Here is a 23,305-nt window from a genome sequence, read left to right as displayed (position 1 = left end):
GTCCGGGCAGGCCCTACGCCCGGTCCAGCCGCAGCCGCTCGGCCCGAGGCAGCTTCGCCACGACGAGGTCGTAACTGTCCTCGATCAGCTCACGCAGCTTCGCGTCCGGCAGACCGGACACCGTCACGGTGTTCCAGTGCCGCTTGTTCATGTGCCACCCCGGCGCCACGGCCTCGTACTCCTCCCGGAGCCGCACCGCGTCGTCGGGGTCGCACTTGAGGTTCACCGTCAGCGGCCTCGCGTCCAGCGTGCTCAGCGCGAACATCTTGCCGAGCACCTTGAAGACGGACGTCTCCGGCCCGAACGGGAACTCCTCCGCGCTCGCGTTGAACCCCAGGCAGAACGCCCTCAGCTGCTGCGGTGTCATGCCGTCGCCTCCTCCTCGGGAGCCAGCGGCTCCACCAGCACCGTGACGATCTTGTTCCGCCGGCCCGCCGGGGACTCCGCGGTCAGCCGCAGCCGGCGCCCGTCGGGAAGCTCGACCTCGGACGAGGCTCCCGCGATCGGAACCCGTCCCAGCGCCTTCGCGAGCAGCCCGCCGACGGTCTCCACGTCCTCGTCGTCGTACTCGTCGAGGCCGAACAGCTCGCCGAGGTCGCCGATGTCCAGCCGGGCGGTCACCCGGAAACAGCCGTTCACCAGCGGCTCGACCGGCGGCAGCTCCCGGTCGTACTCGTCGGTGATCTCGCCGACGATCTCCTCCAGGATGTCCTCGATGGTGACGATGCCGGCCGTGCCGCCGTACTCGTCGATGACGACGGCGACGTGGCTGCGGTCCTGCTGCATCTCCCGCAGCAGGTCACCGGCGTTCTTCGTGTCGGGCACGAACGCCGCCGGGCGCATCGCCGTGGAGACCAGGTCGGCCTCGGAGTCCCGGTTGATGTGGGTCTTGCGGACCAGGTCCTTGAGGTAGACGATCCCGACGATGTCGTCCTCGTTCTCCCCGGTGACGGGGATCCGCGAGAAACCGGAACGCAGGGCCAGCGTCAGTGCCTGCCGGATCGTCTTGTAGCGCTCGATGCAGACCAGGTCGGTGCGCGGCACCATGACCTCCCGCACGAGCGTGTCACCGAGCTCGAAGACGGAGTGCACCATACGGCGCTCCTCGTCCTCGATCAGCGACTCCTGCTCGGCGAGGTCGACCATGGCCCGCAGCTCCGCCTCGCTGGCGAAGGGGCCCTTGCGGAACCCCTTGCCCGGCGTCAGCGCGTTGCCGATGAGGATCAGCAGCTGCGGGATCGGCCCCATGATCCGGGCCAGCGGCAGTAGGACGTACGCCGCCGCGGTGGCCGTGTTCAGCGGGTGCTGGCGGCCGATGGTGCGCGGCGAGACGCCGATGGCGACGTAGGAGACGAGGACCATCACGCCCATGGCGACGGCCAGCGCCTCCCAGGTCTCCGGGAACTCCCTCAGGCAGGCGTACGTGACGAGCACCCCGGCCGCCATCTCGCAGGCGACCCGCACCAGCAGGGCGACGTTGAGATAGCGCGTCGGATCGGCCGCGACCTGCTCCAGCTTGTCGCCGCCGCGCCGCCCCGAGCGGACCGCCTCGGCGGCCCGGAAGCTCGACGTGCGCGCGATGCCGGCCTCGGCGCAGGCGGCGAGCCAGCCGACGACGACCAGCAGGACGACCCCGAAGACGAGGGGCAGGCTCACGAGACGGTGGGGGCGGGGGACGGACCGGTGAGCCCGTGCTCGCCGCGCCAGCCGTCCACGATGGCCGCCTGGAGACCGAACATCTCGGCCTTCTCGTCGGGCTCCTCGTGGTCGTAGCCGAGCAGGTGCAGCACCCCGTGGACGGTGAGGAGCTGGAGCTCCTCGTCCATGGAGTGCTGCGTCTCGGCGTCCTCGCCCTGCTTCTTGGCGACCTCCGGGCAGAGCACGATGTCACCGAGGAGCCCCTGCGGGGGCTCCTCGTCGTCCTTGGCCGGCGGACGCAGCTCGTCCATCGGGAAGGACATGACGTCCGTCGGGCCCGGCAGGTCCATCCACTGGATGTGGAGCTGTTCCATGGCGGCGGTGTCCACCACGATCACCGAGAGCTCGGAGAGCGGGTGGATCCTCATCCGCGCGAGCGCGTAGCGGGCGATGTCGAGGATCGCCTGCTCGTCGACCTCGGTTCCGGACTCGTTGTTGACGTCGATCGACATGGTGCGCTGCTACTGCTTCCCGTTGCGTCGGCCCCGGCTCTTGCCGGCCTGGCCGTCCTGGTCGCCCTGGCTGTCGTACTTCTCGTACGCGTCGACGATACGGCCGACCAGCTTGTGCCGGACGACATCCTGGGAGGTGAGCCGGGAGAAGTGCACGTCGTCGATGCCCTCGAGGATGTCCTGCACCTGGCGCAGACCGCTCTTGGTCCCGTTCGGCAGGTCGACCTGGGTGACGTCACCGGTGACGACGATCTTCGAGTCGAAGCCGAGCCGGGTCAGGAACATCTTCATCTGCTCGGCGCTGGTGTTCTGCGCCTCGTCCAGGATGATGAACGCGTCGTTGAGGGTGTTGTGCGTCAGCAGGTAATCCTGGGTGACGTACAGCGAGTCCTCTGCGGCGACCTGGATGCACACAGCCTCCTCGCGACCCGCCGGTTCGATGCTGTCGATGAAGCGCATCGGCCTGCCACCACCGCCTGCTGAGTGATACTTCGCCGTCTTGCGGGTGAGGCGGAAGGGCTCGATGCCCTCGGGGAGCCGGATTTCGACGATGTGCGCGTCGTAGCGAGGGTGGACCTCACGGCCCTTCGCCAAGCCCGGTGCACGTCCTTCGGCGGCCCTGCGCCGCGTGTACGCGGTCCCCCCGAGCGACTGAACGAGGGCGATCACGTCGTCGCGCAACATGATGGACGACGTCCCGTACTGAACGCGGCACGTGCGGTCCGTCTGAGTGACCGGTCCGCCGTCCGCGTCCAGCAACCCCTGAAGCACGGCAAGGCGGACATCGGCGGAGTTGCGAAGGTAGACATCCGGGACAAATTTGGAATGCGACCGGGTACCCACCAGGTCGAGTTCGCGCAGCGCGCGGGTCACCGGATTCTCCAGCGTAACCACGTCCCCCGGCGCCTTCACCCGGTTCAGAACGTAGTTCGGCCCGCTCTTGTGTCGCACGGAGACACCCGGCAGTGCCCCTTCCAGCGCCTTGGCAAGTTCGAGATCCTCTGTGGAGAACGAGGGGGTCGTGGACCCGGTCAGGCATCCGTCCCCGAGCAACAGCCCCAGCGCGTACGGATCCATCGGCACCTCGCGCTCAGGGAGGCTGACCGGTGCGGTGAGCATCGGCAGCTCGTAACGCCGGGCGTGCGCTGCGCGGAGATTACCGATCATGTCCTTGGTCTCCAGGACCCGCCACGGCTTGTCCCGGCGCTTGTCCGAAGCCGTACGGACGGTCCAGAGGTGCTCACCGCAGCACAGGGTCCAGGAGCCGTCCTGGGCACTGACACGATAGATGTCCTTCTCACCCTGCGGGTACACACCGAGGACTGGCGTGGGCGCACCGTCGGATCCGATGACCAGGTCCCCGACTTCAAGATCGCCGATCGGGCGCCATCCGTCGGGTGTGAGCACGTTGGTGAAGACCGGCTGCGCCCGGCCCCTCATGTATGCCAGCGGCGCCACCTCGATCGTGCCCGCCGCCATCAGCCGCGGGATCGAGTCCGGGTCGAGCATGTCGTGCAGGGCGTCGTAGAGCGGGCGCAGGTAGGGGTCGATCTTGTCGAAGAGCGTGCCGGGCAGGAAGCCGAGCCGCTCACCGGCCTCGACCGCCGGGCGGGTCAGGATGATCCGGCTGACCTGCTTGGACTGCAGGGCCTGGACCGCCTTGGCCATGGCGAGGTACGTCTTGCCGGTACCGGCGGGACCGATGCCGAAGACGATCGTGTGCTTGTCGATCGCGTCGACGTACCGCTTCTGGTTGAGCGTCTTGGGGCGGATCGTGCGGCCGCGGCTGGAGAGGATGTTCTGTGTGAGCACCTCGGCCGGGGTCTCGCTGCCGTCCGCCTGGCCGTTGTCGCTGGCCTTGAGCATCGCGATCGAACGTTCCACGGCGTCCTCCGTCATCGGCTGACCGGTGCGGAGCACCAGCACCATCTCGTCGAACAGGCGCTGGATCAGGGCGATGTCCGCCGCGTCACCCGTCGCGCTGATGTCATTGCCCCGGACGTGGATGTCGGCCGCCGGGAACGCCGCTTCGATCACGCGCAGCAGCGAGTCGCCCGCTCCCAGCAGCATCACCATGGGGTGTGCGGCCGGGATGCTGATGTGGGCACGCGCGTGCGGCTGTGTAGGTGTCTGAGTCATGGGCCGGCCCTCGGGCCTGCACATACCTCCCGTTGCAGGGTTCTCGCTGCTCGAAAACCTCAGGTGTACCCAGCCTACGACTCCGTACTGACAACACCGAGAGGTTTTCGCGGGCGGAAGGAGGACGCCGGGTTACGGACGGAAGCCGATCGTCGGGACGGCGCGGCGCAGCGGCCAGGGCCGGGCGGCCGCGGGAAGCAGGTCCTGGAGGAAGGCGTACCTCTGGAGCGCGGCCGGGTCCTGGCCGCTGACGGTACGGATCCGCTGCCACCAGGCGGCGATCTCCGCCCAGCCGGGGGCGGAGAGCGAGCCGCCGAACTCCTGGACCGAGAGGGCCGCGGTGAGGCCGGCGAAGGCGAGGCGGTCGGCGAGGGGCCAGTTGGCGAGGGTGCCGGTGACGAAACCGGCCACGAACACGTCGCCGGCACCGGTCGGGTCCAGGGCCTCGACCGCGATCGCGGGAACCTCGGCGGTGGTCCCGGTGGCCGCGTCGACCGCGTACGCGCCCTCGGCACCGAGGGTGACGACGGCGAGCGGAACCCGCTCGGCCAGGGCGTGTGCGGCGGCACGGGGGCAGTCGGTGCGGGTGTAGCGCATGGCCTCCTCGGCGTTGGGGAGGAAGGCCTGGCAGTGCTCCAGGTCGGTCAGGCCGTCGAGGTCCCAGCGGCCGGTCTCGTCCCAGCCGACGTCGGCGAAGACCAGGGCCCCCCGGCGGGCCGCCGTGGCGACCCAGGGTTCGCTGCGGCCGGGGGCCAGCGAGGCGATGGCGGCCCGGGCCCGGGGCGGGCACCGGGGGGAGGCGGCGGCGGGGTCACCGGGGGGCGCGAACGCGGGTGGGGGCGGCGCCTCGTGGCCGTGCGAGACCATGGTCCGCTCTCCCTCGTACGCCATCGAGACGGTCACCGGGGAGTGCCATCCGCGGACGGTGTGCGACAGGGAGAGGTCGATGCCTTCGCCCTGTTCGAGGGCATCCCAGCAGTACTCGCCGTAGTGGTCGTCGCCGAAGGCGGCGGCGAGCGAGGTGTGGAGGCCCAGGCGGGCGAGCGCGGTGGCCATGTTGGCGACCCCGCCGGGGCTTGATCCCATGCCGCGGGCCCAGGACTCGGTGCCCCGCACCGGGGCGCTGTCCAGACCGGTGAAGATGATGTCGAGGAAGACCGTGCCGGTGAGGAACACGTCGCAGTCGGGGTCCTGCGGTGCGCGCAGCCCGTCCAGTGGGTCGATGGCTGGAATGTCGGTGCTCACCTTGCACTCCCGGTCGTGGCGGTTCCGGCCAGTGTGCCCGATTCCCGCCCGCGTGTGCCGGGCCCGCGCCGGGTCCGTGGGCGCTCTGTGCGCACAGAGGCTGACCTGCATAAACATGCGCTGTTACCCGCATAGAAACGCGCCAAACGCATAAGTGATCCAGATCACATCGTGCCGACTTTCGGTGGGCCCGGACCGCTTGATACAAATTGGCCCGCGACCACCGTCGGGGCTCTGACCGACGAGTGTGCCGAACCCCCGCGTTTTCAGCGTTCCCGCAGTTCTCGCATTCCCTCCTTCTTCGCATTCCTCGCCTTACCCTCCCCCTGCCTTCTCGCCTCCTCTGGCATGTCTTCAGGAACGCCCATGTCCTCGCGCCCTCGCGCCGCGTGGCCTCTGGTTGCCGTGTTCACCGCCGGTTACCTCGCCGCCTATCTCCTCCCCACCATCGTGGGACGGCTCTCCGTCTATCTGGGCCTCAGCACGGCCCAGGCCGGTCTGGTCGGCAGCGCCCTGCTGCTGAGTTCGGCCTCGGCCGGCTTCAGTCTGGCTGGCCGCGTCGAGACGTACGGCCCCCGGAGACCGGCGCGGCTCGGACTGGTGCTGGCCGTGCTGGGGTACGGCTGCGCCGCGCTGGCGGGGTCCGTGCCGCTGGTGGTCCTGGGCGCCGTGGTCGGCGGTTTCGGTTCGGGCACGGCGACCGCGGTGGCCGCTGCGGGCATCGCCGCCCAGCGTGATCCGCACCGGACCTCGTCCCTGGGCCTGTTGAGCGTCTCGGCGACGGCGGGCGCCCTGTATCTGACGATCCCGCACCTGGGCGGCGGCCACCGGCTGCCGTTCGCGTCGATCGCGCTGGTCGCACTGCTCGTCTGGCCGGCCACCTCCCGGCTCGGCAGCCCGGTCCCGTCCGGCCCGGCCGTCCCGGCGTCGGGCCGGCTGCCGCACCGCCGCTCGGGCCTGGTGCTGGCGGGCGGCATGCTCGTCTGGTCGATGGCGCAGAACGCGCTGTGGGGGGTCAGCAGCCGCATCGGCGTGGACCAGGTCGGGCTCTCCGAGGTCACCATCGGCGCCGTGTTCGCCGCCGCCCTGGGCGCCGGTCTGCTCGGTGTGATGGGGGCCGGCGTGCTGGGGGCGCGGCTGGGGCGGGCGGTGCCCATCGGACTGGGCACCGTGGTCATCGCGGCGAGCATCGTGCTCAGCTCGTCGGCCGGGAGCCTCGGCTCGTTCGCGACCGGCGAGATCCTGTGGAACACCGTCTACCCGGTGGTCCTGTCGTATCTGATCGGCCTGGCCGCCTCCCTGGACGTACGCGGACGCTGGGCGGTCCTGGCCGGCTCGGCCTCGTCCGTCGGCGTGGCCTGCGGCCCGGTGCTCGGCAGTGTGCTGTCCGAGGGGGCCGGCTTCCCGGTCATGGGGCTGATCCTGGGCGCCGTGACCCTGCTGGTCGCGGTCCCGGTGACGGCGGTGGCCCTGCACACCGGTGGCCGTCCGCTGGTGCCGGGCTCGGTGCGCCGCAGGGGCGGCGCTCCGGCGGCGCTGCTCGCGGTCACCACCGGTGCGGTGCCCGGGGCGGTTCCGAAGCTGGGCGCGCCCGAGCAGGCCGTCACGGAGATCAACCTGCCCTCGCTGCGTCGCAGGCGCCTGGTCAGGAGTGCCTTCCGGACGGCCGGCCCGTCGGGTGGCGGTCAGTCGAACGCGTACGCCTCGACCTCGGACAGATAGCGCGCCCTGCGCTCCTCGTCGTGGTCGAGGAAGGCCGCCTCGAAGGAGTTGCGGGCCAGGGTGCGCAGCTGCTCGCGCTCCAGCCCGAGCGCCTCGTGGACGGCGTGGAAGGTGTCTCCGACGTAACCGCCGAAGTAGGCGGGGTCGTCGGAGTTCACCGTGCAGAGCAGTCCGGCGTCCATCATGGCGCGCAGCGGGTGCTGCTCCAGCGTGTCGATGGCGCGCAGCCGTACGTTGGACAGGGGGCAGAGGGTGAGCGGCACCCGGTCGGCGACCAGGCGCTTCACGAGCTCCGGGTCCTCCATGCAGCGCAGTCCGTGGTCGATGCGCTCGACGCCCAGTACGTCGAGCGCCTCGGTGATGTAGGCGGGCGGCCCCTCCTCGCCCGCGTGGGCGACCTTGCGCAGTCCGAGCGCTTCGGCCGCCGCGTACACCTCGCGGAACTTGGCGGGCGGATGGCCGACCTCGGCCGAGTCCAGGCCGACGGCGCTGATCCGGTGCAGATACGGCTTCGCCGCCTCCAGCGTCTCCAGCGCCGATTCGGCGGACTCGTCGCGCAGGAAGCACATGATCAGCTGGGTGGAGATGCCGTGCTTCTCCTCGCTGCGCTCCAGCGCCCGGCCGAGTCCCTCGACGACGGTGCCGATGGGGACGCCGCGCGCGGTGTGCGCCTGCGGGTCGAAGAAGATCTCCGCGTGGCGCACGCCCTGCTCGGCGGCGCGGGCGAGGTAGGCGTCGGCGAGTTCGGTGAAGTCGTCCTCGGTGCGCAGCACCGCCATCAGCGCGTAGTACAGGTCGAGGAAGCTCTGCAGGTCGTCGAAGAGGTAGGCCTTGCGCAGCTCCTCGGTGTCCGCGTAGGGCAGCGCCACACCGTTGCGTGCGGCAAGGGCGAAGGCCAGCTCGGGTTCGAGGGTCCCTTCGATGTGGAGGTGGAGTTCTGCTTTGGGGAGGTGCACGGGATTCTCACTTACGCATGATGGTGCTGTCAGGTGTCACGGGTGGCGGCTCGGCACCGGGACCCGCATCAGGTCCCGGGCGACGGTCAGTTCGCCCTCGTACCCGGCCGCCCTGGCCTGGACCTCGAAGAGCTCCGGCTCCGGGTAGCGCTGGGAGAAGTGCGTGAGCACGAGGTGCCGTACGCCTGCTTCCTTCGCGACCCGGGCCGCCTGCCCGGCGGTCAGGTGGCCGTGGTCGGTGGCCAGTTTCTCGTCCTCGTCGAGGAAGGTCGACTCGATGACCAGCATGTCGCAGCCCTCGGCGAGTGCGTACACGCCGTCGCACAGCCTCGTGTCCATGATGAACGCGAACCGCTGGCCGCGCCTGCGCTCGGAGACGTCGTCGAGGGTGATCCCGCCGAGGACGCCCGCACGCTGGAGCCGGCCGATGTCCGGTCCCGTGATGCCGTGCTCGGCGAGCTTGCCGGGCAGCATGCGCCGCCCGTCGGGCTCGACCAGGCGATAGCCGTAGGACTCGACGGGGTGTGAGAGCCGGTGGCTGACGAGGGTGTACGCGTCAGTGGTGGCCAGTGGTCCGTCGGTGTCGACCGGGGCCTCGGTCAGCTCGACCGATTCGCGGTAGGCGGTGGCGTACCGGAGCCGGTCGAAGAAGTGCTGTCCGCTCGCCGGGTAGTGCGCGGTGACGGGGTGCGGGACCTGGTCGAGGTTGATCCGCTGGATCACTCCGGCCAGGCCGAGCGAGTGGTCGCCGTGGAAGTGCGTGACGCAGATCCGGTCGATGTCGTGCGCGGCGACCCCGGCCCGCAGCATCTGGCGCTGGGTGCCCTCGCCCGGGTCGAAGAGGATTCCCTCGCCGTCCCAGCGGAGCAGGTAGCCGTTGTGGTTGCGGTGCCGGGTCGGGACCTGGCTGGCGGTGCCGAGGACGACGAGTTCACGTACGGACACGGCTGCTGATGCCTCGTTCCGGACCTAGCCGGGGGGCCACTGGAGGCCGCGGCCGCCCATGACGTGGGCGTGCGCGTGGAAGACGGTCTGCCCGGCGCCGGCGCCGGTGTTGAACACGACCCGGTACCCGGTCGCGTCCACCTTCTCGTCGGCGGCGACGTGTCCGGCCTCGCGGAGCACGTCGGCGAGGATCTGCGGTTCGGCGGCGGCGAGTGACGCGGCGTCGGGGTGGTGGACGCGGGGGATGACCAGGACGTGGGTGGGGGCCTGGGGGTTGATGTCACGGAAGGCGACGGTGGTGTCGGTCTCCCGGACGATGGTGGCCGGGATCTCGCCCGAGACGATCTTGCAGAACAGGCAGTCGGGCTGCGGTTCTCCTGCCATGGGGTGCGCTCCTCTGTCTCGGTGATCCGTTGGGGGCAGCCTAGCGGGCGGGGCCGGGCCGCCGGTGCGGAGCGCATTCGGGTGCGCTGCCCCCGCGCCCCCGCGCCTCAAACGCCGGAGAGGCTCGATCTGCCCGGCTGGTCCCGAAACCCTCGCGGCTGCGTACCCAGCCCCGCCGGGCAACACTCCAGCCCCGCCGGCGTTCGAGGCGCGGGGTCCGGGGCGGAGCGCCGGTTACCCGGACGCCGGGGCGGGGGTCAGGCACTCGGGCCTTTTCGGGGGCGCTCCCCCCGAACCCCCGCTCCCCAAACGCCGGAGGGGCTCGACATCACTCCGGCAACGGCGGCGCCACCTTCGCCGGGGCGCGCGTCAGCGACTCCAGCGCGATCCGGATCGCCTCGTCCAGCTGCGGGTCCCGGCCCGCCGCATGGTCCTGCGGCGTCATGACGACCTCGACGTCGGGGTCGACACCATGGTTCTCGACGCCCCACCCGTACCCCTCGAGCCAGAAGGCGTACTTGGGCTGGGTGACCAGCGTGCCGTCGACGAGCCGGTACCGGCTGTCGATGCCCACCACGCCGCCCCAGGTCCGTACGCCGACCACGGGGCCGATGTTCAGCGCCTTGATGGCCGCGTTCACGATGTCGCCGTCCGAGCCCGAGAACTCGTTCGCGACGGCCACGACCGGGCCGCGCGGCGCGTCGCCCGGGTAGCTGGAGGGCCGCATGCCGCGGGGCAGGTCCCAGCCGACGATGCGGCGGGCCAGTTTCTCCACCACCAGCTGCGAGGTGTGGCCGCCGCGGTTCTCCCGTACGTCCACCACCAGGCCCTCGCGGGCGACCTCGGTGCGCAGGTCGCGGTGGATCTGCGCCCAGCCCGAGCCGACCATGTCGGGTACGTGGAGGTAGCCCAGGCGGCCGCCTGACTGCTCGTGCACATGGGCGCGCCGGCCGGCGACCCACGCGTGGTAGCGCAGCGCCTCCTCGTCGGCGATCGGCACGACGACGACGTGGCGCGGGTCGCCGCCGTCGACCGGCGAGACGGTCAGCTCGACGGGCCTGCCGGCGGACCCGGTGAGCAGCGGTGCAGGGCCGGTGAGCGGGTCGACCGGGTGGCCGTCGACGGCCACGATCGCGTCACCGGCACGCACGGCGACGCCGGGGGCGGCGAGCGGCGCCCGGGCGGCGGGGTCGGACGTCTCGGACGGCAGGATGCGGTCGACGCGCCAGCTCCCGTCGTCCGCGCGGGAGAGGTCGGCGCCGAGCAGGCCCTGCCGGGCGGAGTCGTCGCGCCAGCCGCCGGCGGGGGTCACATAGGCGTGCGAGGTGCCGAGTTCACCCTGGACCTCCCAGAGGAGGTCGACGAGGTCGTCATGGGTGGCGACACGCTCCAGGACGGGCCGGTAGCGGTCCAGGACGGCGTCCCAGTCGACGCCTCCCATGTCGGGGCGCCAGAAGTTGTCCCGCATGATGCGGCCGGTCTCGTCGTACATCTGGCGCCATTCGGCGGCCGGGTCGAGGGTGCGGCGGACGCGGGAGAGGTCGACGGTGACGTTGCCGTCGTCGCTGTCGTCGTCGGAGCCGCCGGACACCCGGCTGTCGGACGGGACCACGCGCAGTTTGCCGTGGCTGTGCAGGACGAGCCGCTTGCCGTCGCCGCTGACCGCGAACCGGCTGACGTCGGAGGCGAGTTCCTCGCAGCGCAGCTTCTCCAGGTCGTACCGCTCGAGGACAGGCTCCGGCCCGTGGGCGTCGGGGGTGGCCGCGCTCGTGCCGAGCACCCCGGTCACCGGGTGACGCAGCCACAGCAGGCCGTCCTTCGCGGCCCGCAGCGAGGAGTAGCTGCCGGCCTCGACGGGCAGCGGCACGATCCGGTCGGCGAGGCCGTCCAGGTCGATGCGGGTGACGGGGAGCGCGGTGGGGTTGTCCTCGCCGTCGCCGCCCTTCTCCTTCTCGGTCGGGCGGCCGTGGAGTTGCGGGCCGAACGGCGAGGGCGTGGTCGCGGCGAGCGTCAGCAGGTGCGGCCGGCAGGCGCCGATGAACGCCATGTCGAACACGTGCGCGTCGTAGATGGGGTCGAAGGCCCGCTCGGAGAGGAAGGCCAGGTGCTTTCCGTCGGCGGTGAAGGCGGGGGCGAAGTCCCGGAACCGCAGCGGGGTCGCCTCGGAGACCGACAGGTCGGCCAGGTGCGCGAGCTTGAGCTGACTCAGCGGTTCGGGGCCGGGGTGCGACCAGGCGAGCCAGGCGGAGTCGGGTGAGAAGACGAGCCCGGAGGCGTCGCCGTGCTCGCTGCGGTCCACCTCGTGGACCTCGCCGCTCTCCCGCTCGACGATCAGGACGCGCCCGTCGTGGGCGGCGACGGCGAACCGGCTGCCGTCCGGTGCCGGGGCCAGGTCGAGGACGCGGCCGATCCGTCCCGCGGCGAGGCGGCGCGGGACGGCTCCGGGGCCGGTACCGGTGGCGGGGGCGCACTCCAGCGCGTCGTCGCCCTCGGCGTCGGTGACCCAGACGACGTGCTGGTCGCCGTCGGCCTGGAAGGTGTGTGGCAGCCTGGCGCGTACGCCCGGTTCGACGGCGAGCGCGCGGGCCGGGCCTTCGCGGTGGGTGACCCAGTGGACGGCGCCTCGGGAGCCGACGGCGCTGCCGCGGCCGGTGCGGTCGGGGGACGCGGCGCTCAGGTGGCTGCCGGCGTGCACGGGGTGCGGCTGGAGGTCGGCGCGCTGGCCGCCGAGCCGGACGTCGAGCCGGCGGGGGGCGTCGCTCTCCAGGCTGTCCAGGAGCCACAGTTCACCGGCGGACGCGTAGGCGACGCGGGTGCCGTCGGTGGTGGCGTGCCGGGCGTAGAAGCCCTCGACGCCGGTGTGCCGGCGCAGGTCCGTGCCGTCGGGGAGGGAGGAGTAGAGCGCTCCGACGCCTTCGTGGTCGGAGAGGAAGGCGATGCGGTCGCCGACCCACATCGGGCACTCGATGTTGCCGTCGAGCCCCTCGTGGACGCGTACGAACTCTCCCGGGTCGCCCTCGGCCGCGATCCAGAGCTTGCCGGCCGTGCCGCCCCGGTAGCGCTTCCAGGTGGCGGCCTCGCGTCCCATGGTGGCCGAGAGCAGCAGGACGCGTTCGCCGGGGCCGTGGGCGAGGGAGCCGACCGGGCCGTACGGGAGGGTCCGTGCGGGTCCGCCGTCGACCGGGACGGCGCGGGCCCAGGAGCGCCGGAGCGAGACCTGGCCCTGGGTGCTGGTGACCAGCACCTCGCCGTCGGGGGTCCAGCCCCGTACGGCGGTCCGCGCGTCGCCCCAGTGCGTCAGCCGCCGGGAGGGGCCGCCGTCGACGGGGGCGAGGTGCACCTCGGGTGCCCCGTCCCGGGTGGATGTCCAGGCGACGAGGGTGCCGTCGGGAGATATCCGGGGCTGGGTGACGGGACGGTTGTCGGCGCTGACACGCCAGGCTCGGCCGCCGTCGAGCGGGGCGAGCCAGACATCGTCCTCGGCGGTGAAGGCGATCGAGTCGCCCTGGACATGGGGGTACCGGAGGTAGGAAGGCTGTGTCACAGCGATCAGCCTAGGGCGCGGCCGTGGCCCGCGGAACGGAGTTGGCCGGAGTCCGCCGTACGGTCGGTGCCCGGCACACGCAAAGGGTCCGGCAAGTGTGCGGTGGGCCCGCCGGGTTGCCGGGAGGTTCGCTCACTTGCCCTGGGGCTGTCCGGTGACCGTGACGGTCACCGTGACCGTGGGCCTGGCCCCTCCCCCACCGTTGCCGTTGGCCGGGGCGCGGGTGGAGGGCGGCGCGTCGCAGTTGCCGAGGAGGCTGGCCCGGAACACGGTCCTGCCGTCGGCCTTCGCCGTGAGGTCACCCTGCACACACCTGCCGTCGACCGCCTTCCGGACCTGGCCGGTGACCTTGATGTCCCGTCCGTCCTTCGTCCGGCCACTGCAGTCGACGTCGGCGACGCGACGCGTGGAGGCGGTGGCCGAACCGGCCCGCGCGGACGCCGGCTTCCCCTCGTCCCCGTCGACCTTCGCCGTGCAGGTCAGCCACTGCACATGGACGTCCTCGTGCTCCAGGGCACGGGTGGCGGTGCGATCCGTGGTCACGGCGATGGACGCCGTGTTCAGCCCGTCCGCGGGTTCGCACGCGGCGAGACCCGCGACAGCGGTGGCCGCGAGGCAGATCGCGGCCGGAATGCGACGGGTCGCCCGGCGACCCCATGCCCTTGATGTCCCCATACGGGCAGCTTCCCACTGCTCCACACGCAGCGGTAGACCGCTTGCGGCCACAACTGCCCCCGAGGACCGGTCCTACGACCAGCGGCCCGTGCGCCCCAGCAGCAGCGCTGTCGCCGCGGTGCCCGCCGTCGAGGTGCGCAGCACGGTCGGTCCGAGCCGGCAGGTCCGGGCGCCGGCTGCGGTGAAGACGGCCAACTCCTCGGGTGAGACGCCTCCCTCGGGCCCCACGACCAGCACGATCTCGCCCTCGTCGGGCAGGGCGACGGTGGCCAGCGCCTCACTGTCGTGTCCCCGGTCCTCGTGCAGCACCGCCGCGAAGTCGGCAGTGGCCAGAAGTGCGGCAACCTGCTTCGTCGTGGCCGCGTCCGCCACGTCAGGGAACCGGACCCGGCGCGACTGCTTGCCGGCCTCACGGGCCGTACTCCGCCACTTCGCCAGGGACTTGAGGCCCCGGTCGCCCTTCCATTGGGTGATGCAGCGCGCGGCCTGCCACGGGACGACCGCGTCGACACCGGTCTCCGTCATCGTCTCGACGGCGAGTTCGCCCCGGTCGCCCTTGGGCAGTGCCTGGACGACCGTGATGCGGACGTCGGGGCGGGGTTCCTCGTGGACGGACTCCAGATCGGTGATCACCAGCCGGTCCTTGCCCTCGGCCGCCATCACGACGCCCTCGGCCCAACGGCCGCTTCCGTCCGTCAGGACGACGTCCTCACCGGCGCGCAGTCGCTTCACCGAGACGGCGTGCCGGCCCTCGGGGCCGTCCAGCACGAACCCGGGCCCGTCCGGCAGCTGTTCGACGACGAAAACGGGTGCCGTCACTGTGTACTCCTCGTGCTCAGTGCCGTCCGTGCGGCGTCCAGTTCCTCGACGAGCAGCCTGACCAGCCGGCCCGCGGGCAGTTCGCGTGCCATCCGGTGCCCCTGCCCCGCCCACAGTGCCATGCCCTGCGCGTCCCCCGCCTTGGCCGCCGCCTTGCGCAGCACGGCTGTCAGATGGTGGACCTGCGGGTAGGCGGCGGGGGCGTACGGTCCGTGCTCGCGCACGAAGCGGTTGACCAGGCCTCGGGCCGGGCGGCCGGAAAAGGCCCGGGTCAGAGTGGTGCGGACGAACAGCGGGTTGGTCAGTGCCTGTTTGTGCAGCAGATGGGCGCCCGACTCGGGACAGACCAGAAAGGCGGTGCCCAGCTGCGCGGCATCGGCTCCCGCCGCCAGCACCGCGGCGATCTGGGAGCCGCGCATCAGCCCGCCCGCGGCGATGACCGGTATCTGCACGGTCTCGCGGACCTGGGCCACCAGGCAGAGCAGCCCGGTGCCGCTGCCGTCGGCCTGCGGGTCGTCGCGGAACGTGGACTGGTGGCCGCCCGCCTCGACGCCCTGGGCGCAGACGGCATCGGCGCCCGCCCACTGGGCGGCCTGGGCCTCCTCGGGCGAGGTGACCGTGACGACGGTGTACGTGCCTGCCGCGGCGAACGCGTCGAGGGTGTCGCGCGACGGGCAGCCGAAGGTGAAGGAGACCACCGGGACGGGGTCCTCCAGCAGGATGGCGAGCTTGGCCTCGTAGCCGTCGTCGCCGCAGGCGTCGGTGTCACCGAGCGGTGTCTCGTACCAGGAGGTCTCGCCGGCGAGCTGGTGCCGGTACACCTCGACGGCGGCCGGGTCGGCGAGGTTCGGCTGCGGCATGAACAGGTTGACGCCGAAGGGCTGGCCGGTGAGTCCGCGCACCTGCTTGATCTCGTTGTACATGCCGTCGGCCGTCTTGTACCCGGCGGCCAGGAAGCCGAGTCCGCCTGCCTCGGCGACGGCCGCGACGAGCTGCGGACAGGAGGGTCCGCCCGCCATCGGGGCCTGCACGATCGGATACCGGCAGAGATCGGTCAACGCGGATGACATGACCGCATCGTGTCATGTCGCCCCTGTCCTGCGATGCGCACCCCGCTGCCACGGTTTGTCCGCAATGCGGTACGGGCCCGGAAACCGGGCCCGTACGACATCGTTGCGTGGAGCTGGTGCCTCGTCAGCCGAGGTCTACCCGTGCCGGGCGAACCTTGACCGACGCGGCGCTAGCGGCCGTTGAACGCGTCCTTCAGCCGCGAGAACAGGCCCTGCTGCCCGGGCTGGAACTGGCCGGTGGGCCGCTCCTCGCCGCGCAGCTTCGCCAGCTCGCGCAGGAGGCGCTCCTGCTCCGGGTCCATCTTCGTCGGCGTGAGCACCTCGACGTGCACGATCAGGTCGCCGCGCCCACCGCCCCGCAGGTGCGTGATGCCGCGGCCGTGCAGCGGCACGGACTGGCCGGACTGGGTGCCCGGCCGGATGTCGACCTCCTCGAGACCGTCGAGCGTCTCCAGCGGCACCTTCGTGCCGAGGGCCGCCGCCGTCATGGGGATGGTGACCGTGCAGTGCAGATCGTCGCCGCGCCGCTGGAACACGGCGTGCGGCAGCTCGTGGATCTCGACGTAGAGATCACCGGCCGGGCCGCCGCCGGGGCCGACCTCGCCCTCGCCCGCGAGCTGGATGCGGGTGCCGTTGTCGACACCGGCGGGGATCTTCACGGTGAGCGTGCGCCGCGAGCGGATGCGGCCGTCGCCGGCGCACTCGGGGCAGGGGGTCGGCACGACCGTACCGAAGCCCTGGCACTGGGGGCAGGGCCGCGAGGTCATGACCTGGCCGAGGAACGACCGGGTGACCTGGGAGACCTCGCCGCGGCCGCGGCACATGTCACAGGTCTGGGCGGAGGTGCCGGGTGCGGCGCCCTCGCCACTGCAGGTCGTACAGACGACGGCCGTGTCGACCTGGATGTCCTTCGTCGTACCGAAGGCCGACTCGGAGAGGTCGATCTCCAGCCGGATCATGGCGTCCTGGCCGCGGCGCGTGCGCGAACGGGGTCCGCGCTGCGACGACGTACCGAAGAACGCGTCCATGATGTCGGAGAAGTTGCCGAAGCCGCCCTGTCCGAATCCGCCCGCGCCACCGCCTCCGGAGGCGGACAGCGGGTCGCCGCCGAGGTCGTAGACCTGCTTCTTCTGAGCGTCCGACAACACCTCGTAAGCGGCGTTGATCTCCTTGAACCGCTCCTGGGTCTTCGGATCGGGGTTCACATCCGGGTGCAGCTCGCGGGCGAGCCTCCGGAAGGCCTTCTTGATCTCGTCCTGCGAAGCGTCGCGGCGCACGCCGAGTACGGCGTAGTAGTCCGTGGCCACTTACGACTCCGCCAGGATCTGTCCGACGTAACGTGCCACTGCGCGTACCGCTCCCATCGTTCCGGGGTAGTCCATGCGGGTCGGTCCGACCACGCCGAGTTTGGCGACTGCCTCGTCGCCCGAACCGTAGCCGACCGCGACGACGGACGTGGAGTTGAGCCCCTCGTGGGCGTTCTCGTGCCCGATACGTACGGTCATGCCCGAGTCCTTGGCCTCGCCGAGCAGCTTCAACAGCACGACCTGCTCCTCCAATGCCTCCAGCACCGGCCGGATCATCACAGGAAAGTCGTGCCCGAAGCGGGTGAGGTTGGAGGTGCCGCCGATCATCAGCCGCTCCTCCGTCTCCTCGACGAGGCATTCGAGGAGGATCGAGAGCACGGTGGACACGGTTCCCCGGTCCTCGCTCTCGAAGGATTCCGGCAGGTCCTGCACCAGCTGCGGGACGTCCGCGAAGCGGCGTCCCACGACCCGGCTGTTGAGCCGGGCCCGCAGATCGGCGAGAGAGGTCTCGCCGAACGGCGCGGGGCAGTCGACCAGCCGCTGTTCGACCCGGCCGGTGTCCGTGATCAGCACGAGCATCAGCCGGGCGGGGGCCAGGGACAGCAGTTCCACGTGCCGCACCGTCGAGCGGGTCAGCGAGGGGTACTGCACGACGGCGACCTGCCGGGTCAGCTGCGCGAGCAGCCGTACGGTACGTCCCACGACATCGTCGAGGTCGACCGCGCCGTCGAGGAAATTCTGGATGGCACGGCGCTCCGGCGACGACAGGGGCTTGACGCCCGCGAGCTTGTCGACGAAGAGCCGGTAACCCTTGTCCGTCGGGATGCGTCCCGCGCTGGTGTGCGGCTGGGCGATGAAGCCCTCGTCCTCCAGCACCGCCATGTCGTTGCGGACGGTGGCCGGGGAGACCCCCAGCTTGTGCCGCTCCGTGAGCGCCTTGGAGCCGACGGGCTCCTCGGTGCCGACATAGTCCTGGACGATGGCGCGCAGCACTTCGAGTCTGCGTTCGCTGAGCATCGCGCACACCTCCAGCTGTGTACCTCGGTGGTTCTCGGGCCGTTCCCGGGTCTGCTCCTGGCACTCTGTACGTACGAGTGCCAGCAATCCCCCGGCCAGTGTACGGCGACGAGGTGGGCCCCTAGCAAGGGCGACCGGCCACGCTACCGCGAGACTGCGCAGGTCGTTGCCGATAGCGTCGCTGTATGGACGCCTCTTGGGAAGAGTTCGGCTGGGAGCGACTCGGACACGGAGTGGGCCGACGACGCCTTCCGGTGTGGGATGCGACGGTCGCCCTGGTGGCCGGGACGGACGGAGTGCTGCTCTGTGACACCGGGTCGTCACTCCGCGAAGCGGTGGAGGTACGCGGTCAGGCGCAGGCTCTACTGGGCCGGAGGGTGACGCATATCGCACTCAGCCACCCCCATTTCGACCATGTGCTGGGCACGGCGGCCTTCGCCGGGGCTCGGGTGTACGGCGCGGGCGGCGTGGCGGATCTGCTGCGGGGCGGGGCGGACGAGCTGCACACCGACGCGGTGCGGCACGGTCTGCCCGAGCACGACGCGGCCGAGTCCGCCGATGTGCTGGTGGCGCCGCATCACGAGGTGCGTGCCGAATGGGCTCTGGACCTGGGCGGCGGGCGTGAGGTGCTGCTCGTGAACGCGGGCCCTGGGCACAGTGGCCACGATCTGGCGGTGCTGGTGCCCGGCCTGGCCGGCTCGCCCGCGATCGTGTTCTGCGGCGACCTGGTCGAGGAGTCCGGTGAGCCGCAGGCGGGACGGGACGCGTTCCCCTCGCGCTGGCCGGCGGCGCTGGACCGGCTGCTGACCCTGGGCGGCGAGGACGCGCTGTACGTGCCGGGTCACGGGGCGGTGGTGGACGCCGCTTTCGTACGGGCCCAGCGCGACGACCTCGCTGTCCGGTTCGGCGTGTCGTAGCCCGCTCCCCGCATATCGTCGTCCGATGCGCAGCTACCAGCCGGACCTGACCCCGCCGTGGAAGAAGTCCGCCCCCGCTCCCGAGGTGCCCGCCGAGCCCGATCTGGTCGTGGAGGAGGCCGTCACCGGTTTCTGCGGTGCGGTGATCCGGTGCGAGAAGACGGCCGAGGGCCCGACGGTGACCCTGGAGGACCGCTTCGGCAAGCACCGCGTCTTCCCGATGACGCCGCGCGGCTTCCTGCTGGAGGGCCGGGTCGTCACGCTGGTGCGCCCGTCGGCGGGCGGCCCGGTCCGGGCCGCCCGTACGGCCTCCGGCTCGGTGGCGGTCCCCGGGGCGCGGGCCCGGGTGGCCCGGGCGGGGCGCATCTACGTGGAGGGCCGGCACGACGCCGAACTGGTGGAGCGGGTCTGGGGCGACGACCTGCGCATCGAGGGCGTGGTCGTGGAGTACCTGGAGGGCATCGACGACCTGCCCGCGATCGTGCGGGAGTTCTCGCCGGGCCCGGACGCGCGGCTCGGGGTGCTGGTCGACCATCTCGTACCGGGTTCCAAGGAGTCCCGGATCGCGGCGCAGATCTCGGACGGGAACGTCCTGGTGGTCGGCCATCCGTACATCGACGTGTGGGAGGCGGTGAAGCCGTCCTCCGTCGGCATCGCCGGGTGGCCGGTGGTGCCGCGCGGACAGGACTGGAAGACGGGCGTGTGCCGTGCGCTGGGGTGGCCGGAGAACACCGGTGCGGCATGGCAGCGGATCCTGTCCACCGTCCGCTCCTACCGGGATCTGGAGCCGGAGCTGCTGGGCCGGGTGGAGGAGCTGATCGACTTCGTGACGGCACCCCCCAGTTCCAGCCCTTGAGGAACCGGGTCCGGCCGCACTTACAGCCCCGCCGGCGTTTGAGGTGCGGGGTCCGGGGCGGAGCCCCGGTTACGGGAAGGGGCGGGGAGGGGAGGGCAACGGGCCCGCCGCAGGCGCCACCCCCGCCACACGGCACGCACCTCGCGCCACGCCCGCCCCCTCAGTCCACCAGGTCCCGCACCACCGCATCCGCCAGCAGCCGCCCCCGCAGGGTCAGCACCGCCCGCCCCTCCCCATAGGGGCCCGGTTCCAGCAGCCCGTCGTCCACCGCCCGTCCCGCCGCCGCAAGCCCCGCCGGGGCGAGCAGGGACAGCGGGCAGCCGTCGACGAGCCGGAGCTCCAGCAGGATGCGCTCGACCCGCCGGTCCTCGGCGGACAGGATCTCGCGGCCGGCACCGGGCGAGCGCCCCTCGGCCAGCGCCTGCGCGTACGCCCCCGGGTGCTTCACGTTCCACCAGCGCACGCCGCCGACGTGGCTGTGCGCTCCGGGTCCGGCGCCCCACCAGTCGGCCCCGCGCCAGTACAGCTCGTTGTGCAGGCAGCGGCCCTCGGGCGTCCGGGCCCAGTTCGAGACCTCGTACCAGGAGAAGCCGGCGGCGGCCATCGCCTCGTCCGCGATGAGATACCGGTCGGCGTGCGCGTCGTCGTCCGTCATCGGGATCTCGCCGCGCTTGATGCGGCGGGCCAGCTGGGTGCCCTCCTCGACGATCAGGGCGTACGCCGACACATGGTCGGGCCCGGCGCCGATGGCCGCGTCGAGGGAGGCGCGCCAGTCGTCGTCGGACTCGCCGGGGGTGCCGTAGATCAGGTCGAGGTTGACGTGCTCGAAGCCGGCCGCCCTCGCCTCGGCGACACACGCCTCGGGCCGGCCGGGGGTGTGGGTGCGGTCGAGGATCTTCAGGACGTGCTGCCGGGCACTCTGCATCCCGAAGGAGATCCGGTTGAAGCCACCTTCGCGCAGCTCGGCCAGATAGGCGGGTCCGACGGACTCGGGGTTGGCCTCGGTGGTGATCTCGGCGTCGTCCGCGAGGCCGAACTCGTCCCGGATCGCGGCCAGCATCCGTACGAGGTCGGCGGCGGCCAGCAGCGTCGGCGTACCGCCTCCGACGAACACCGTGCGGACCTCGCGGGGGTCGTCGCCGAGGACCTTGCGGGCCTGGCGGACCTCGCCCACGAGGTGGGAGGCGTAGTTGTCGCGGGAGGCCAGCGCACCGCCGGAGCCGCGCAGCTCGGTCGCGGTGTAGGTGTTGAAGTCGCAGTAGCCGCAGCGGGTCGCGCAGTACGGCACGTGCAGATAGAAGCCGAGCGGGCGTTCTGCGGCGCCTTCCAGGGCGTGGCGGGGCAGCGCCCCGTCGTCGGGCACGGGCTCACCATCGGGCAGTACGGAAGGCATACCGTCCATTGTCGCGCGCCGCCCGGCAGCCGGACGCCACGCCCGGGACGCCCCGCCCTGGGCAGCGCTACTCGGCCTGGAGGACCAGCAGCGCCAGGTCGTCGTCCGGCGGACGCTCCGCGAAGGCGTGCACGGCGTGCTTGATGCGGTCCGCGATCCCTTCCGCGGTCAGCCCGGCGCAGCCGGAGAGCGCCTGCGCCAGCCCGTCCTCGTCGTCGAACATCAGCGGGCCCGAGCGCCGCTCCGTCACCCCGTCGGTGACACAGAGCAGGCTGTCGCCGGGGGCGAGGTCGAAGCTCTGGGTCTCGTAGACGGCGTCGTCCATGACGCCGAGGAGCAGTTGCGGTTCGGCGGCCGGGCGCACCGTGCCGTCGGGGCGCAGCAGCAGCGGCAACGGGTGCCCGGCGCTGGCCAGGGTGCAGCGGGCTCCGCCGCCGGGCAGGGGTACCAGCTCCCCGTACAGCAGGGACAGGAACCGGGACTGCCCGCTGTCCGCCGAGTGCTGACCGCCGGCGGCGGCGACCATGAGCGCGGCGGCCTCGGCGGCCTCCATCGCGTCGTCGAGGAGCAGCCGGTTGAGGCGGACGAGTACCTCGCCGGCCTGGAAGCCTTCCCGGGCCAGCAGCCGCAGCCAGGGGCGGGCGAGCCCGGTGACGACGGCGGCCTCGGGGCCGCTGCCCTGCACGTCGCCGAGGACGAAGCACCAGCGGTCGCCGGGGCACGGGAAGATGTCGTAGAAATCACCCCCGACCACCCCGTCGTCGCTGGGTTCGTAGACCAGGGAGCTGGCGACGCCCGGTATCTCGGCGACCTTGCTGGGCAGCAGCCCACGCTGGAGGATGCGGCTGATGGTGGCCTGCCGGGTGTAGGCGCGGGCGGCGCCGACGGCGAGGCCGACCCTGCGCACGAAGTCCTCGATCAGGGCGATGACCTCGTCGGGGACGCGGGCGATGCCCTGGCGGCCCAGGAGTACGGCGCCGAGGGTGCGGCCGCCCGAGGTGATCCGGTAGGCGAGCGTGACGCCTTCGAGCCCGTCCGGCTGCCCGCCGTCCTCCGCGCTGCCGGGCCAGGGCATCGAGACGGGGCCGGTCCCGACCCGCTCGGGGAGGCGGAGGGGGTCGCCCTCCAGCAGGGTGCGCAGAGGCTGGATACGGGTCTCGTCGACGTGCCAGACCTTGGCGAGCCGGGGGACGGCCGCACGGCCGGCGGTCTCGGGCTCCAGCCAGATGGCGCACCAGTCGGCGAGCCGGGGCACGAGTAACTGTCCGGCGAGCGCGGCCACGATGTCCTCGTCGAGCTGGCCGGCCAGCAGGTCCGACGCCTCGGCGAGGAACGACAGTGCTCCGCGGCCCGCCCAGTCCGCGTCGTCGCGCAGGGCGCGGCGGGCGGTGGGGGCGAGCAGTTCGGCGGCGCGCAGTCCGCTCCGGAAGCCCGGCTCCGGGTGGGCGTCGGGGAAGGGGTTCCAGTCGTCGACGGGGAGGCGGGCCCAGACGGTCTTGAGGCCGGTGCGGTAGGTGATGCCCCAGCGTTCGGCGAGGGTGGCGACGAGCTCCAGGCCGCGCCCGTACTCGGCGGGCTCTCCCGGTGCGTCGGCGTCCCCGGTGCCCGTCTCGGGGCGGTCGCTGCGCACGGCACGGGCCGGGTGGTGGTCGGAGATCTCCAGGACGAGGGCCGAGCTCTCGTCCTCGGTCGCCTCCTCCAGCCGGAAGAGCAGTTCGACGTTGGTCCCGGCGTGCACGACGGCGTTGGTGACGAGTTCGCTGACGACGACCGCCGCGTCGTCGGACAGCCGCTCGCTGAACCCCACGGCCGCGGGCAGTCCGAGCCCGCTCCACTCGGCGAGCGCCGCCGCGACGAACCGCCGTGCCGCGGAGGGCGCGAGCAGGTTCCCGGGCAGAGTCGTGCGGGCGACGGGCTGTGTGCCCGTGGACGCGCCGGTGGTTCCGGGACGTTGCACGATGTCCCGCTGCAAGGGAATGGACCCCACAGGGCGGCTCCTGACCTGTTCTCGCTCTGCCTGTTCTCCGTTGAGACGGACTCTCCGAGCACCGCTGACGACACGGACAGAGTGACAGATCGGCCCTTCGCATACGCGTCGAGTTACCGAAGTGGCTGGAGAAACAAGGCCTTTCATGCGGATCAGGCCTGCTCAGGGAGTGGGTCCGT

Annotated in this window: 19 protein-coding genes; 3 read left to right on the top strand and 16 right to left on the bottom strand. The window is 72.0% G+C overall.

All coding sequences use genetic code 11. The features are described 5' to 3' along the window. Nucleotides 1-13: 13 nt before the first annotated feature. From ABZ434_RS06745 to ABZ434_RS06725, 5 genes are all read right to left on the bottom strand, one after another. Complete coding sequence (locus ABZ434_RS06745; protein ID WP_359132653.1) at nucleotides 14-367, bottom strand: MmcQ/YjbR family DNA-binding protein; 354 nt, start codon at nucleotides 365-367, stop codon at nucleotides 14-16. Further along, nucleotides 364-1,656 (bottom strand): hemolysin family protein, encoded by a 1,293-nt coding sequence (locus ABZ434_RS06740; protein ID WP_359132651.1) that lies wholly within the window; start codon nucleotides 1,654-1,656, stop codon nucleotides 364-366. The genes ABZ434_RS06745 and ABZ434_RS06740 overlap by 4 nt, the downstream gene beginning before the upstream one ends. After that, a complete protein-coding gene (gene ybeY, locus ABZ434_RS06735) occupies nucleotides 1,653-2,150 on the bottom strand; it encodes an rRNA maturation RNase YbeY (protein WP_148018624.1) in 498 nt (165 codons plus the stop codon). The genes ABZ434_RS06740 and ybeY overlap by 4 nt, the downstream gene beginning before the upstream one ends. Before the next feature lie 9 nt (nucleotides 2,151-2,159). Further along, nucleotides 2,160-4,289, bottom strand: coding sequence for a PhoH family protein (locus ABZ434_RS06730; RefSeq protein WP_359132648.1), 2,130 nt, complete (start codon nucleotides 4,287-4,289; stop codon nucleotides 2,160-2,162). A gap of 132 nt (nucleotides 4,290-4,421) precedes the next feature. Further along, entirely contained in the window at nucleotides 4,422-5,534 is a 1,113-nt protein-coding gene (locus ABZ434_RS06725; RefSeq protein ID WP_359132646.1) for a PfkB family carbohydrate kinase, read from the bottom strand. A 366-nt stretch (nucleotides 5,535-5,900) separates the two neighbouring features. On the opposite strand from ABZ434_RS06725, the gene ABZ434_RS06720 reads away from it, so the two are divergent. Next, nucleotides 5,901-7,256, top strand: a complete 1,356-nt coding sequence (locus tag ABZ434_RS06720) for an MFS transporter (RefSeq protein ID WP_359132644.1) — start codon at nucleotides 5,901-5,903, stop codon at nucleotides 7,254-7,256. Here the strand turns inward: ABZ434_RS06720 and ABZ434_RS06715 are convergent. The 9 genes from ABZ434_RS06715 to hrcA all read right to left on the bottom strand — a co-directional run bounded on the left by ABZ434_RS06715 (nucleotide 7,220) and on the right by hrcA (nucleotide 17,973). Further along, entirely contained in the window at nucleotides 7,220-8,212 is a 993-nt protein-coding gene (locus tag ABZ434_RS06715; RefSeq protein WP_359132642.1) for an adenosine deaminase, read from the bottom strand. The genes ABZ434_RS06720 and ABZ434_RS06715 overlap by 37 nt on opposite strands. A 36-nt stretch (nucleotides 8,213-8,248) precedes the next feature. Further along, nucleotides 8,249-9,157, bottom strand: a complete 909-nt coding sequence (locus ABZ434_RS06710) for a ribonuclease Z (RefSeq protein WP_359132640.1) — start codon at nucleotides 9,155-9,157, stop codon at nucleotides 8,249-8,251. A 24-nt stretch (nucleotides 9,158-9,181) separates the two neighbouring features. Continuing rightward, nucleotides 9,182-9,541: a histidine triad nucleotide-binding protein gene (locus ABZ434_RS06705; protein ID WP_359132638.1), complete on the bottom strand. Its 360-nt coding sequence runs from the start codon at nucleotides 9,539-9,541 to the stop codon at nucleotides 9,182-9,184. 328 nt (nucleotides 9,542-9,869) lie between these two features. Continuing rightward, nucleotides 9,870-13,085 carry a S41 family peptidase gene (locus ABZ434_RS06700; protein ID WP_359132636.1) on the bottom strand — a complete coding sequence of 1,072 codons (3,216 nt, stop codon included), beginning with the start codon at nucleotides 13,083-13,085 and terminating at the stop codon, nucleotides 9,870-9,872. A gap of 132 nt (nucleotides 13,086-13,217) precedes the next feature. Further along, nucleotides 13,218-13,760, bottom strand: a complete 543-nt coding sequence (locus ABZ434_RS06695) for a hypothetical protein (RefSeq protein ID WP_359132634.1) — start codon at nucleotides 13,758-13,760, stop codon at nucleotides 13,218-13,220. A 72-nt stretch (nucleotides 13,761-13,832) separates the two neighbouring features. Then, nucleotides 13,833-14,579 (bottom strand): 16S rRNA (uracil(1498)-N(3))-methyltransferase, encoded by a 747-nt coding sequence (locus ABZ434_RS06690; protein ID WP_359132632.1) that lies wholly within the window; start codon nucleotides 14,577-14,579, stop codon nucleotides 13,833-13,835. Further along, nucleotides 14,576-15,649 carry a nitronate monooxygenase gene (locus ABZ434_RS06685; protein WP_359132630.1) on the bottom strand — a complete coding sequence of 358 codons (1,074 nt, stop codon included), beginning with the start codon at nucleotides 15,647-15,649 and terminating at the stop codon, nucleotides 14,576-14,578. Before ABZ434_RS06685 ends, ABZ434_RS06690 begins: the two co-directional genes overlap by 4 nt. Nucleotides 15,650-15,819: 170 nt before the next feature. Then, nucleotides 15,820-16,956, bottom strand: a complete 1,137-nt coding sequence (gene dnaJ, locus ABZ434_RS06680; protein WP_359132629.1) for a molecular chaperone DnaJ — start codon at nucleotides 16,954-16,956, stop codon at nucleotides 15,820-15,822. Beyond that, complete coding sequence (gene hrcA, locus ABZ434_RS06675; protein ID WP_219573125.1) at nucleotides 16,957-17,973, bottom strand: heat-inducible transcriptional repressor HrcA; 1,017 nt, start codon at nucleotides 17,971-17,973, stop codon at nucleotides 16,957-16,959. Nucleotides 17,974-18,158: 185 nt separating this feature from the next. Here hrcA and ABZ434_RS06670 point away from each other — a divergent pair, with 185 nt between their 5' ends. Both ABZ434_RS06670 and ABZ434_RS06665 read left to right on the top strand, forming a co-directional pair. After that, nucleotides 18,159-18,890 (top strand): MBL fold metallo-hydrolase, encoded by a 732-nt coding sequence (locus ABZ434_RS06670; RefSeq protein ID WP_359132628.1) that lies wholly within the window; start codon nucleotides 18,159-18,161, stop codon nucleotides 18,888-18,890. 25 nt (nucleotides 18,891-18,915) lie between these two features. Then, on the top strand, nucleotides 18,916-19,746 hold the full coding sequence (locus tag ABZ434_RS06665) for a DUF3097 domain-containing protein (protein WP_359132627.1): 831 nt from the start codon (nucleotides 18,916-18,918) through the stop codon (nucleotides 19,744-19,746). A 160-nt stretch (nucleotides 19,747-19,906) separates the two neighbouring features. Here the strand turns inward: ABZ434_RS06665 and hemW are convergent, their stop codons facing one another. Together hemW and ABZ434_RS06655 are read right to left on the bottom strand one after the other, a co-directional pair. Then, entirely contained in the window at nucleotides 19,907-21,139 is a 1,233-nt protein-coding gene (gene hemW / locus ABZ434_RS06660) for a radical SAM family heme chaperone HemW (RefSeq protein ID WP_359132626.1), read from the bottom strand. 67 nt (nucleotides 21,140-21,206) lie between these two features. Further along, complete coding sequence (locus tag ABZ434_RS06655) at nucleotides 21,207-23,111, bottom strand: ATP-binding SpoIIE family protein phosphatase (protein WP_359132903.1); 1,905 nt, start codon at nucleotides 23,109-23,111, stop codon at nucleotides 21,207-21,209. Nucleotides 23,112-23,305: the final 194 nt, after the last annotated feature.

The organism is Streptomyces sp. NPDC005761, assembly GCF_040630635.1.
GTDB lineage: Bacteria > Actinomycetota > Actinomycetes > Streptomycetales > Streptomycetaceae > Streptomyces.
This window is presented reverse-complemented; position numbering and strand designations above follow the sequence as displayed.